This window comes from Nocardioides sp. J9, from assembly GCF_007829375.1.
Classification (GTDB): domain Bacteria; phylum Actinomycetota; class Actinomycetes; order Propionibacteriales; family Nocardioidaceae; genus Nocardioides.
This window is the reverse complement of the sequence record NZ_VLJQ01000024.1, coordinates 51,016-62,838: the sequence shown is the minus strand read 5'-3', so window position 1 is coordinate 62,838 and position 11,823 is coordinate 51,016. Positions and strand designations below refer to the sequence as shown.

Below are 11,823 nucleotides of genomic sequence, written 5' to 3'. Positions count from 1 at the left end.
CATGGCATGACCGCCGACCTCGCCGCCACCCGCGACACGACCGACGGGCCGTCGTACCCTGCACGCTTCCGCGCCGCCGAGGCGCGCGGCCGTCGCCTCGGTCGGCCGCTGCAGCTGTTCGCGCGGGTCAGGCAGGTCGACGAGGCCCTGATGGACCGGATCGGGCGGGCGATGACGGAGCGTGACGAGCTCGGGGCCCGGCTCGCGGACGCGATCCGGTTGCGAGCAGGCGCGACCGGCAAGGTCGAGATGGCGCAGTTCCGGCAGGCCCTCACGCACGGCGTCGAGGCCGTCGCTGACGCGCCGCCGGCACTCGCCGCCTTCTTCGCCGAGGTCCAGGCCGAGCCCGCCTGGCTCGACCGCGACCTCGTCGAGGAGGGCGCCCGCGTCTTCCGCCGCCTCGGCCAGAACGCCCAGGACGTGCTGCTGCAGCTCTCCCTCGTCGGCGGCTACCGCTTCGGCGGCCCGACCGACCTGCTCGTCGCGACCGGCGGGCTGACCGGCGGGCAGACCTTGCGCCGCCTCGGCGAGACCCAGAAGTGGGGCTCGTCGCTCACCGATCCCGGCGCGCTGCTCCCCGTCACGGGCGAGGGCTGGCGGTTGACGGTCCACGTGCGGCTGATGCACGCGCTGGTCAACCACGCCTTCGAGGGCCGCTGGGACACCGACGCCTGGGGCTTGCCGATCAACCAGGCCGACCAGGCCTCCACCCTCGGCCTGTTCGACGGCGTGCTGCTGATCGGCGCCCGCGCCCTCGGCGTGCCGTTCAGCCGCCGCGAGTCGCGGGCCCTCATGCACCTGTGGAAGTACGTCGGCTGGCTGATGGGGGTGGACGAGGACTTCCTCGTCGACGACGAGTGGGAGCGGCACCGCATCGACTACCACGTGCTGCTCGCGCAGGGGCCGATCACCGAGGCCGGGCCGCAGCTGGCGCAGGCCGTCGTCGCCGCGCAGGCCGAGCGGCACTACCCGGGCTGGCCGGCGGCGCTGCAGGGCGTGCGGGCCCGCTACGAGCGCGAGCGGCTGCTCTCGATGCTCACCGTCTTCCTCGGCCCGGAGAGCATGCGCGAGCTCGGGCTGCCGATGCGCCCACCGTGGGCGCACGGCTACATCGTCGCCCTCAACACCTTGCGCTACCGCGTGCTGCGCCACCTGCCCGGTGGCGAGGAGCGGCTGTGGCGCTGGGGCGGTCGCCGCGCGCAGTGGCTGCTCGACAGCTACTTCCAGGGCGACCGCGAGGAGGTCGGGGCGCTCCAGGCCTGAGCCGCGTGGTCCGCCCGGCTCGTCGGGCGGATCAGCGGGCGGATCAGCGGGCCGGCTGCTGGGCGGGTTCGCCGGTGTCGCGCACGAGGTAGACCCACGGCAGCGCGCGGCAGCCCACCTGCCAGCCGTCGCGCTCGTAGCGCGCCAGCGAGCCGGTCCACAGCACCCGCTTGTGCTCCCACTGCGTGGCGGTGCGGACCATCCGGTGCCGCAGGAGGCCGGCGCCGACGGTGTGCCAGCCGAGCCGGCCGGCGATCTCGAGCTCGGCCATCTCGTCGAAGGCGGTGACCGGGCCCAGCCAGCGCTCCTCCGGGCCGTCCGGGACATTGCTGTTGTCGCCCGTGTCGTCGCCCGCGTCGTCGCGGCCGAAGCGCTGCTGCGCGGCCTGCCGGGTCAGGCCCAGGGTGCTCCCGATCGCGGCCCAGCTGTGGCCGCCGGCGCGGGCCGCGGTGACGGCCTGCTGGAGCAGGTCGTGGGTCGCGCGGTCGGCCTCCGCCGCACGTCGTACGACGGCGAGCTGGTCCTCGGCGTCGACGCCGGCGAGGATCGCGCGGCCGATGGTGTCGACGAGGTCGCTCACGACGGGTCCTCGTCCCGGCTCGGCAGCCACATGCCGTCACCGGTGCCGTTGCCCTTGCCCGTGCCCTCGCCCTTGCCCGTGCCCTTGCCCTTGCCCTTGTCCCTTCGGTCGCGCCGGAGGTGGGCGCCGAGCACCGCTGCTCCGGCGAGGATCAGGGCGATGCCCGCGCCCTGGAGCAGGCCGCGCGCGAACCCGTCGAGGTCGTTGGCGGTCGTGGTGAGTGCGATGCCGATGACGACGAGCGCGATCGTCGAGGGGGAGGCGGCGGAGCCGGGTGCGTCGTCCCGAGGTGTCATGTGTCAAGGTTTTCTTGACGCATGGCGGTTTGTCAAGAATCTGTTGACAGCGCCGCCGGATGGGGCTGGGCCGGTGTCGGCGGGGTGTGGGAGGTTGCTGCCGTGGCCCGCTCCGACCGTCCCGACGTCCCCGGCGAGGTGCTCGCCCGGCTGCGGGCGATCTTCGCCCGGATGCCCGAGTGCCACGAGGAGGACGCCTGGGTCGGCGTGCGCTGGCGCGTCGCGCGCACGGCCACGGTGGCGCACGTCTTCGGCGGCGAGGACCAGCTGTTCCGGATCACCTTCCGCGCCGAGCCGGACGAGGTGCTGGCGTTCGAGCACCTCGGTCCGCCGTACTTCCGCGGCGAGTGGGGCGGCAACATGGTCGGGATGCTGCTCGACGGCGACACCGACTGGGAGGAGCTCGCCGAGCTCCTGACCGACTCCTACTGCCTGCAGGCGCCCCAGCGGCTGGTCGCCCTCGTCGACCGACCGCCCGCGTGATCACCCCACAGGTCGGGGACGCCGGACCGCGCAGTCCGGGGTGAGAATGTGGGGACAGTCGAGACCAGCGCGGGAGGCGTCGTGGAGGCAGCAACGACCGGTACGGGCGAGTCCTTGCTCGCACGCGCCCTGGCGGAGGCCGACGGCCCGGCCGCGGGGGACGAGGCCAACGCCGCGCTGCTCGACGCGGCGCACGAGCTGTTCTGCCGCCGCGGCATCCAGCGCACCACGATGGAGGAGGTCGCCCGCGCCGCGGGGTTGTCCCGGATCACCGTCTACCGCCGGGTGAGCTCCAAGGAAGCCCTCGTCGAGCAGGTGGTGCTGCGGGAGTTCCGCCGCTACCTCGACCGGTTCCTCGTCGACATCGCCCCCGCGCGCACCGCGGAGGAGCGGGTCGTGCTGGGCTTCGTCAGCTCGCTGCGCGCGATCCGCACCAACCCGCTGATCGGGCACCTCATGGCCGCCGAGCCGCAGGCCCTGGTGCCGATGCTCGGGCGCACCGGCCGCACCCTCGCCCTCGTCTCGCAGTTCGTCGCCGGCCAGCTGGGCCGCGAGCAGGCCGCCGGCAACGTGGACGAGTCTGTCGACGTCGACGTCGTCGCCGAGGTGATGGTCCGCCTCACCACCTCCTTCCTGCTCACCCCCAGCCACCAGCTCGACCTCGACGACGACGCGGCCATGGGCGAGGTCGCCCGCCGCTACCTCGCCCCGCTGCTCCGCGCCCGCTGACCCGCCCTACCTGGTCCGTTGCTGGTCCGTAGCTGGGGTAGTCCCGGGTCAAGAGCACCGCGACACGCCGTCGAAAGGTGCTTTTGACCCGGGACTACCGCACAGGGGTGGACAGGAGGGGTGGGCGGTGCTAGCAGCGGCGGGCGGCTAGGTTGTGGCGGGTGAGCGAGGCCGAGAGCGAGATCGCCGTCCGCACCATCCGCCACGAGCGGACCCTGGTCATCGGGCTGGACCGGCCGGCGAAGCGGAACGCCATCAACCCTGCCGTCACCCGCGGCCTCGACGAGGCGCTCAACCTGCTCGAGGACGACGACGAGCTGTGGTGCGGCGTGCTGACCGGCGGGCCGCGGCTGTTCTCCGCCGGCGCCGACCTGGCGGAGGGGGCGGGGGAGCCGACCGAGCGCGGCGGGATCGCCGGGATCATGTCGCGGGTGCGGCCCAAGCCGTTGATCGCCGCGGTGGAGGGCTACGCGCTCGGCGGTGGCTTCGAGCTGGTGCTGTGCTGCGACATGGTCGTCGCCTCGCGCACGGCGACCTTCGGCCTCCCGGAGGTACGACGGGGCCTGCTCGCCGGCTTCGGCGGCGTGTTCCGTGCCCCGCGGGTCCTGCCCGCCAACGTCGCGCGCGAGATGCTCCTGACCGGGGAGCCGGTCGACGCCGAGCGGGCCGAGCGGCTGGGCCTGGTCAACCGGCTCGTCGAGCCCGGCCTGGCCCTCGACGTCGCCCTCGGCGTGGCCGCCACGATCTGCGGGAACGCCCCGCTCGCCGTGCGCGAGTCGCTGGCGATCGCGAACCGGGAGATCAACGGCGAGGAGGCCGACGACTGGGCGGCGAGCGACGCCGCGCTGGGCCGGCTGATGGCGTCTAAGGACCTCGGCGAGGGGATCAACGCCTTCTTCGGGCGCCGCGACCCGGTCTGGCGGGGCGAGTAGCTCAGCCCAGCGCCCCGCGCAGCCAGCCGCCGAGCTGGCGGACCACGTCGGTGGCCTCGCTGACCATGCCGGCGAACAGGTGGCTGACGTGCCAGTGGCCCTCGAGGAGGGCGTAGGTGACGTCGACCCCGGCGGCGCGGGCGGCGTCGACGAAGCGCTCCACGTCGAAGCGGAACATCTCGTCGCTCGCGGCCTGCACGAAGAGCGGGGGGAGGCCGGCGAGGTCGGCGCGCAGCGGGGAGACCTCGGGCAGGTCGGTGCCGCCGGGCGCGTAGGAGGCGGCGCCGAGCTCGAGCCAGCCGCGGCTGAGCAGCGGGTCGTCGACGGTGGTGTCGAGGCCGGCGAGCGACAGGTCCACCCACGGCGAGATGAGGCCGAGCGCGGCCGGGGCGGGGATGCCGACCTCGCGCAGGCGCAGGGCGAGCGCGAGGGCGAGGCCGCCACCGGCGGAGTCGCCGGCGACGACGACGTGCTCGGCGGAGAAGCCGCTCTCCAGCAGGCCCTGGTAGGCGGCGAGGGCGTCCTCGACCGCGGCGGGGTAGGGGTTCTCCGGAGCGAGCCGGTAGTCGAGGACGTAGGCGACGGCACCGGCCGCGTCGGCCAGGTGCGCGGCCGCGGCGCGGTGGGTGGTCGGCGACCCGATGAGGTAGGCGCCGCCGTGCAGGTAGAGCAGCACCCGGTCCGGGCGGCTGCCGGGAGGGCTGATCCGCTCGGCCGGTACGCCGGCGAGGTGGGCAGCCTCGGTGCGGGTGCCCTTCGGGAGGATCGCGACCCGCATCAGCGCGTTGATCACCTGGCGCTGGCGGGCGGGCGGGCCCGGGGGGCGGGGGCCCGGCGGGGGGAGCCGGCGGACCACCAGACGGGCGGCGGGGAGCGGCAGGTGCATGGATCCCATCCAAGCACCGGCCGCCCACCCGGCCGCCGTGCGGTCAGACTGCGGTCAGACTGCGGGCGGGGTGACGCCCAGCTCGACCAGCGCCGCGACGTACCCCTCGACGTTGCGGAGCTTGACCTCCTCGTAGCCGCGGACCATGTCCGGCAGCTCGGCGATGCGCACCGCGCGCTCGTAGTCGCCGGTGCCCAGCTCACGGGCCAGGCCGGTGACCGTCGCGCGGTAGTGGTCGCGCAGCTCCCGCTCGACCTTGCGCACGTGGGCGCGGCCGAACGGGTCGGCGGCGGTGCCGCGCAGCTTCTTCATCCTCGCGAGCGCCCGCAGCGAGCCGTGCGACTTCGGGCCGAAGGAGATCTTCTTCGTGCGGCCCATCGCGCGCAGCGCCGGCGGGTGCAGCTGGAAGGCGATCGTGCCGCCGGGGAAGGCGCCGCCGGTCTCGGCGAGGAACGCCGGGTCGGTCAGCAGGCGGGCCACCTCGTACTCGTCCTTGTAGGCCGTGAGCTTGAAGAGGTTGCGCGCGACGGCCTCGGTGAACCGGGTGCCGGTGCCGGCGGCCTGCTCGGCGCGGGCCACCTCGGCGACCAGCGCGACGTAGGAATCGGCGAGCTTCTCGTCCTGGTAGTCGACCAGGTCGGCGGCGCGCAGCTCGACGAGGCGGCGCACCTCGCCCTCCAGGCCGGACGCGGCGACGGACGCCGGGACGTGGCGCTCGCGCGCCGGTGCTGGGCGCGAGCCCGCGGCGCGGAACGCGGCCGGGTCGGTCACGGCGACGCGGCCCCAGCGGAACGCGGCGACGTTGGCGGCGACGGCGGTGCCGTTGATCCCGATGGCCTCCTCGATCGCGGCGGCCGGCAGGCGCAGCGCGCCGGTCTGGTACGCCGCACCGACGAGCAGGAAGTTCGCGGCGGTCGTGTTGCCGAAGATCCGCTCCGCCGCCTCGAGGGCGTCGAAGTCGAACATCTCGGCACTCACCGTGCGCACCCGCTCGAGCAGGCCCGCCTCGTCCGGGTGCTGCACCGACGGGTCCTCGACCATCGCACCGGTGGGGGTGCGGCTGGTGGAGACGACCGTGCGGGTCCACGCGGAGCTGCCGAACTGCAGGTTGCGGTCCTCGGCGAGGGTGAGCAGGTCGAAGCCCAGGAAGCAGTCCGCCGAGCCGGGCGTGAGCCGGTTGGCCGGCTCGAGGTCGTCGGCGGCGAAGCGCAGGTGGCCCACGACCGGGCCCGCCTTCTGGCTGAGGCCGGTCTGGTCGAGCGACTCCACGGCGTACCCGGCGCGCAGGGCGGCCGTGGCGAGCACCTGGTTGACGGTCACGATGCCCGTGCCGCCGATGCCGACCATGAAGACGTTCTGGGTGTGGTCCACCCGGTCCTCGGCGACGCTCGGGTCGACGCTCGGCGGGGTCGGGTACGACTTCTTGCCGCCGGACCTGCCGGACTTCGCCGCACCGGCAGCCTTCGCCGCGGCGGCCTTGCGGGCCGCCCGCTTCGCCCGGCGCGTGACCGGCGCCGTCTCGACGGTCACGAACGACGGGCAGTCGCCGTCCAGGCAGCTGTAGTCGGTGTTGCAGGAGGTCTGGTCGATCCGCGTCTTGCGGCCGTACTCCGTGTCGACGGGCTGCACCGAGAGGCAGTTGGACTTGCGGCCGCAGTCGCCGCAGCCCTCGCAGACCGCCTCGTTGATGACGACCCGCTTGGTGCGCGTCGGGAGCGTGCCCCGCTTGCGCTGGCGGCGCGCGTCCGCGGCGCAGTGCTGGTCGTAGATCAGCACGGTGACGCCGGGGATGTCGCGCAGCATCCGCTGCGCCTCGTCGAGGCGGTCGCGGTGCCACAGCAGCGTGCCGGGGGCCAGGTCGCGCTTCTTGTGCCGCTCGGGCTCGTCGGCGACGACGATGATCTGCTTGACGCCCTCGGTGTGCAGCTTGTGGGTCAGCGCCGGCACCCGCAGCGCGCCCTCGGCGTCCTGCGCGCCGGTCATGGCGACGACGTCGTTGTAGAGGATCTTGTAGGTGATGTTCACCCCCGCGGCGATGCAGGCCTGCACGGCCAGCTGCGCGGAGTGGAAGAAGGTGCCGTCCCCGACGTTCTGGAACATGTGCTCGGCCTCGGTGAACCAGGCCTGGCCGATCCACTGCGCACCCTCGCCGCCCATCTGGGTGACGCCGGTGACCGCGCTGGAGGGGCGGTCGGAGATGGTGACCATCGCGTGGCAGCCGATGCCGCCGCCACCGAGCGAGCCCTCGGGCAGGACGGTCGAGCGGTTGTGCGGGCAGCCGGAGCAGAAGTACGCCGAGCGGCTGGNCAGCCGGTCCTGCAGCAGGTGGCGCAGCGGCGCGAGCAGGCGGCCCGAGGTGAGCTCGCCGTCCGCGGGGATGAGCAGGTTGCCGTTCGCGTCCTTCTTGCCGAGGATCCGCGGCGCGCCCGGCGTGCCGTAGAGCAGGTCGCGGACCTGGGTCTCGATGAAGGAGGTCTTGTCCTCGACCACGATGACCTCGTCGAGGCCCTCGGCGAAGCGGTGCACCGCCTCGGGCTCGACCGGGCTCATCATGCCGAGCCGGAGCACGCGGATCCCGGCGGCGGCGAGGTCCTCGTCGGAGACCCCGAGGTCCGTGAGCGCCTGGCGCAGCGAGTCGAAGCAGCTGCCGGAGGCGACCAGGCCGGTGCGGGCGCCGGGGGCGTCGACCTCGGTGACGGACAGGCCGTTGCGGGCGGAGTACTCGTGCACGAGCGCGGTGCGCGGGCCGACCAGCTCGGCCTCGGCGCCGACGATCATCGCCGGGCGCAGCACGATCGGGCTCTGCGTGTAGGCATAGGGGTTGCCGTTCCAGTCGATGGTCGGCATGACGGGGTCGACGCCGAGGTCGGCGCCGTCGACGACCCACGCGCCGTCGGCGACGTCGGCGACGATCTTCAGTGCGACGACGCAGCCGGTGTTGCGCGACATCTCGACCGCGTGCAGGCCGAGGGTGACGATCTCGGTGGCGTTGCGCGGGAAGAGCACCGGGATGCCGAGCGCAGCGAGCGAGCGCTCGCTGACGGCCGGGACGGTCGACGACTTCGACGCCGGGTCGTCGCCGACGAGCAGCACGGCACCGCCGCGGCGGTTGACGCCGTACATGTTGGCGTGGCGCAGGGCGTCCGTCGCGCGGTCGACGCCGGGGCCCTTGCCGTACCAGAAGCCGGTGACGCCGTCGAACTTCGAGCTGGCGGCCGGCAGGTCGATCTGGCTGCCCCACACGGCGGTGGCGGCGAGCTCCTCGTTGAGGCCCGGTACGAAGCGGATGTCGTTCTCGTCGAGGACGTCCTTCATCCCCGACAGCATCTTGTCGAGGCCGCCGAGCGGGCTGCCCTGGTAGCCGGACACGAAGGTCGCGGTGTGCAGGCCGCGGCGGCGGTCGAGCGCGCGGTGCTCGACGAGCAGGCGGGCGATGGCCTGCACGCCGGTGAGCAGCACCGGCGGCGCGTCGTGGCGGAACCGGTCGTCCAGGTCGTACGGCGCAGCCGGCTCTGCCGGGGTGCCGGGGCGGTCGAGGAGCTCGGTCATGCGCGCACCTCCGGGGTGCTCTCGGGGACGGACGGGGCGGCGGCCAGCCGCTCCGCGACGATGTCGGCGGCGACGTCGCTGGTGGTGCGGCCCTCGGCCGCGGCGCGGGTGAGGATGGCCTCGACGGTGGTGGCGATCGCGCCGATCTCCGCACGCACCTCCTCGGGGGTGCGCGACCAGATCTCGCTGGCGACCTGGATCAGGCCGCCGGCGTTCGCCACGAAGTCGGGCACCCAGGTGATGTCGCGGCGCTGCAGCAGCGCGGCGACGGAGGAGTGCAGGAGCTGGTTGTTGGCGGCGCCGCACACCACGCTGGCGCGGATGGCGTCGACCGACGAGGGGGTCAGCGTCGCGCCCAGCGCGCACGGGGCGTAGACGTCGACCGGGGCGTCGAGGACCGAGCCACGGACCTCGACCTCCGGATGGGCGGCACGCAGCCGCGTGACGCCGGGCTCGTAGGGGTCGGCGACGGTGACCCGGGCGCCGGCCTCGAGCAGCAGGCGGACCAGGTGGGTGCCGACCTTGCCGACGCCCTCGACGCCGACGCTGCGCCCGCGCAGGCCGTCGGGACCCCACCGGTGCTCGGCGGCGGTGCGCAGCGAGCAGAAGACGCCGTACGCGGTGGAGAAGCCGCTGTCGCCGGAGCCGCCGTTGTGGCCGACGACGTACTTCGTGCGCGTCGCGACGACGTCGAGGTCGTCGGCGGTGGTGCCCACGTCGGCGGCGGTGAAGTAGCGGCCGGCGAGGGTGTCGACGAAGCGGCCGTAGGCGGCCAGCAGCTCAGGGGTCTTCGTCGTCGCGGGGTCGCCGATGATGACGGCCTTGCCGCCACCCAGCGGCAGGCCGGCGGCTGCGGCCTTGTGGGTCATGCCCTGCGAGAGGCGCAGCACGTCGGTCAGCGCCTCGGCCTCCGAGGCGTAGTGGTGGAAGCGGGTGCCGCCCAGGGCCGGGCCCAGGCGGGTGTCGTGGATCGCGATGATCGCCCGCAGGCCGCTGGCCTCGTCGCGGCAGAAGACCACCTGCTCGTGGCCGGCGGCGCTCAGCTCGTCGGTGCGCTCGAAGACGAGGTCGGCGTGCGGGGCGGTGATGGTCATCGGCTCTCCTGTGCGCGAGGAACGGGTCAGCGCAGAGCCTGCGGCCTGGGTGGGCCCGGTCACAACCATGATCGTCCAGTTTGGCGACGACGGGCAACGCCCTCGGGGTCAGCCACGACGGGCGCGCAACAGATCGACTGCGTGACCTACGATCTGTTGCGTGAGCGAACCGGCCGTCATCGACCAGACCGACCGCGAGATCCTCGACCTCCTGCGCGAGAACGCACGGCGCCCGCTGCGCGAGATCGCGGAGGCCGTCGGGCTCACCGTCGCGCCCGTCCAGCGACGCATCGCACGGCTGGAGCGGCTGGGGGTGATCGAGCGCTACACCGTGCAGATCAACCACGGCCGGATCACCGGCGGGATCGAGGCGGTGACCGAGCTGCAGTTCGCCGACGACCTCGACCTCGCGCAGATCATGGAGTACGTCGCCGGCATCCCCGAGGTCGAGGAGGTCCTCACCCTCGCCGGCGACCCGGACGCGCTGCTGCGCGTCCGGGTCGACGGGGTGGAGGACCTGCGGCGGGTGGTCAGCCGGCTGCGGGCCGGGGGCCAGATCTCCAGCACCAAGACGCTGGTGGTCCTGGAGCAGTGGACCCGGATGGGGTGAGCCGGGGCGGCTCGTCCCTCAGCGCCCGGGCGTGAGCCGGACCTGGGTGGTGACCGCGGCGGCGGCGCAGGTGGCGGTGCCGCGGCGGCCGTCGGCGAGCACCACGTCGATCGTGGCGAGGTACGGCGTCACGGTCTGCCGCTGCGTGGCGCCCTCCTCGACGCCGACCTCGCGCTGCTTCGTCCCCGCCTGCTGCAGGGTGACGCCGATGCTCGCGCGGGCGCTGGTCTCCCCGGTGAACAGGTCGACGACGTCGGTGTGCAGGGTGCCGCGGCCGCTCGGCATGCGCAGCGTGCCCTGCGCCTTCTCCGCGCCGGCCTCGCCGTGGTCGAGGACCACCTCGACCACGACGTCGGGCAGCTGGCCGCTGAGCCGGACCTCGCCGTCGGGCAGGCCGGGGACGGCGCAGATGTCGGAGCCGAAGTCGTGCCAGGTGCTCACGTGCGCGGCGGGGTTGTTGCTGCGCACGTGGAAGCCGGTGATGTCGGCGGTGCACGCGTTGCTCGCGAGCTCGACCGGCGCGCCGTCGTACGACGCCGTGGTGCCGGACAGCGTCATCTCGGTGTAGGTGCTCGTGCCCTTCGTCCACCGGTTGCCGTCGCGCTCGTCGACCTGCTCCGTGGTGGTCTCTCCGGGCGCGGCGTCGGCGGCGACGGCGAAGGTGTGGCCGTCGTCGAGCGGGACGGTCGCGGCGAAGCTGCTGCCGAACGTGAGCTCGGTCGCCTCGCCCTGGGCGACGAGGCCGCCGTCGGCGTCCTCGACGAACGCGCTCACGCCTCCCTCGGAGCCGTCGGTGGCGCCGCCGCCGACGAGGAAGAGGGTGTGGCCGTCGCCGAGGTCGGCGACGCAGCTTGCGCCCCAGTACTCGGCGTCGATGCGGGTCGGGGCACCGGCGTCGGCCGGTGCGGCGGCGAGGGCGAGGAGGGCGGCGCCGCAGGTGGCGCCGAGGCCGGCGCGGAGCGCACGGCGGGGGATAGTGGTCATGGCTGTTCTCCTGGGGTGGTTGTCGAGAGAGGTACGCCCGGCGGGGCCGCCGGGTTGCCGGCCGGGACCGGGTTTCTCGCCCCAGGCCGCCGGTCAGTCCCGGTCGGGGAGGGGCAGGCGCGAGCGGAGCCAGGACACCGTGCCGGCGGCCGCGCCCCGGGCCTTCGGACGGTGGTCGAGCGGAGCGACGAGGAGTGGGCAGTCGTCGGGGATCATCCACTTGATCTCGTGGAAGACCCGGGACAGCGTGTCCGTCGCCTCGATCAGGAGGAGGCCCGGCCCGGCCTCGTGCATCTCGCGCCACGGGCCGGGTGCCGAGCGGACCTCCGCGACGACCGCCGGGTCACCGAGCCATGCCATGCAGACAGCCATGACGCGAGGGTGCCCGGAAGCGACGGCGGCAGTCGCCGCGGAGAT

At 74.1% G+C, this 11,823-nt stretch carries 12 protein-coding genes; 5 read left to right on the top strand and 7 right to left on the bottom strand.

Features of this window, described 5'->3' with window-relative positions; all coding sequences use genetic code 11:
* Positions 1-6: 6 nt before the first annotated feature.
* Complete coding sequence (locus L615_RS02655) at positions 7-1,263, top strand: oxygenase MpaB family protein (protein ID WP_145724030.1); 1,257 nt, start codon at positions 7-9, stop codon at positions 1,261-1,263.
* Between the two features lie 43 nt (positions 1,264-1,306).
* Here L615_RS02655 and L615_RS02650 read toward each other — a convergent pair whose 3' ends face one another.
* Positions 1,307-1,843 carry a hypothetical protein gene (locus L615_RS02650; RefSeq protein ID WP_145724029.1) on the bottom strand — a complete coding sequence of 179 codons (537 nt, stop codon included), beginning with the start codon at positions 1,841-1,843 and terminating at the stop codon, positions 1,307-1,309.
* Positions 1,840-2,139, bottom strand: coding sequence for a hypothetical protein (locus L615_RS02645; RefSeq protein ID WP_145724028.1), 300 nt, complete (start codon positions 2,137-2,139; stop codon positions 1,840-1,842). The genes L615_RS02650 and L615_RS02645 overlap by 4 nt, the downstream gene beginning before the upstream one ends.
* Before the next feature lie 102 nt (positions 2,140-2,241).
* On the opposite strand from L615_RS02645, the gene L615_RS02640 reads away from it, so the two are divergent.
* From L615_RS02640 to L615_RS02630, 3 genes are all read left to right on the top strand, one after another.
* Entirely contained in the window at positions 2,242-2,622 is a 381-nt protein-coding gene (locus tag L615_RS02640) for an MmcQ/YjbR family DNA-binding protein (protein WP_028656131.1), read from the top strand.
* Between the two features lie 114 nt (positions 2,623-2,736).
* Positions 2,737-3,351 carry a TetR/AcrR family transcriptional regulator gene (locus L615_RS02635; protein WP_145724027.1) on the top strand — a complete coding sequence of 205 codons (615 nt, stop codon included), beginning with the start codon at positions 2,737-2,739 and terminating at the stop codon, positions 3,349-3,351.
* A gap of 161 nt (positions 3,352-3,512) precedes the next feature.
* On the top strand, positions 3,513-4,283 hold the full coding sequence (locus tag L615_RS02630; protein WP_232221800.1) for an enoyl-CoA hydratase-related protein: 771 nt from the start codon (positions 3,513-3,515) through the stop codon (positions 4,281-4,283).
* A 1-nt stretch (position 4,284) separates the two neighbouring features.
* Here the strand turns inward: L615_RS02630 and L615_RS02625 are convergent, their stop codons facing one another.
* The 3 genes from L615_RS02625 to L615_RS02615 form a co-directional block, all read right to left on the bottom strand.
* Positions 4,285-5,169 (bottom strand): alpha/beta hydrolase fold domain-containing protein, encoded by an 885-nt coding sequence (locus tag L615_RS02625; protein ID WP_186449692.1) that lies wholly within the window; start codon positions 5,167-5,169, stop codon positions 4,285-4,287.
* Between the two features lie 54 nt (positions 5,170-5,223).
* On the bottom strand, positions 5,224-8,718 hold the full coding sequence (locus tag L615_RS02620; RefSeq protein WP_145724025.1) for an indolepyruvate ferredoxin oxidoreductase family protein: 3,495 nt from the start codon (positions 8,716-8,718) through the stop codon (positions 5,224-5,226).
* Positions 8,715-9,812, bottom strand: coding sequence for a Glu/Leu/Phe/Val dehydrogenase (locus L615_RS02615; RefSeq protein ID WP_145724024.1), 1,098 nt, complete (start codon positions 9,810-9,812; stop codon positions 8,715-8,717). Before L615_RS02615 ends, L615_RS02620 begins: the two co-directional genes overlap by 4 nt.
* A gap of 160 nt (positions 9,813-9,972) precedes the next feature.
* Here L615_RS02615 and L615_RS02610 point away from each other — a divergent pair, with 160 nt between their 5' ends.
* On the top strand, positions 9,973-10,422 hold the full coding sequence (locus tag L615_RS02610) for an Lrp/AsnC family transcriptional regulator (protein ID WP_028656137.1): 450 nt from the start codon (positions 9,973-9,975) through the stop codon (positions 10,420-10,422).
* A gap of 18 nt (positions 10,423-10,440) precedes the next feature.
* Here L615_RS02610 and L615_RS02605 read toward each other — a convergent pair whose 3' ends face one another.
* Both L615_RS02605 and L615_RS02600 read right to left on the bottom strand, forming a co-directional pair.
* On the bottom strand, positions 10,441-11,406 hold the full coding sequence (locus tag L615_RS02605; RefSeq protein ID WP_145724023.1) for a hypothetical protein: 966 nt from the start codon (positions 11,404-11,406) through the stop codon (positions 10,441-10,443).
* Between the two features lie 93 nt (positions 11,407-11,499).
* On the bottom strand, positions 11,500-11,778 hold the full coding sequence (locus tag L615_RS02600; RefSeq protein WP_145724022.1) for a hypothetical protein: 279 nt from the start codon (positions 11,776-11,778) through the stop codon (positions 11,500-11,502).
* Positions 11,779-11,823: the final 45 nt, after the last annotated feature.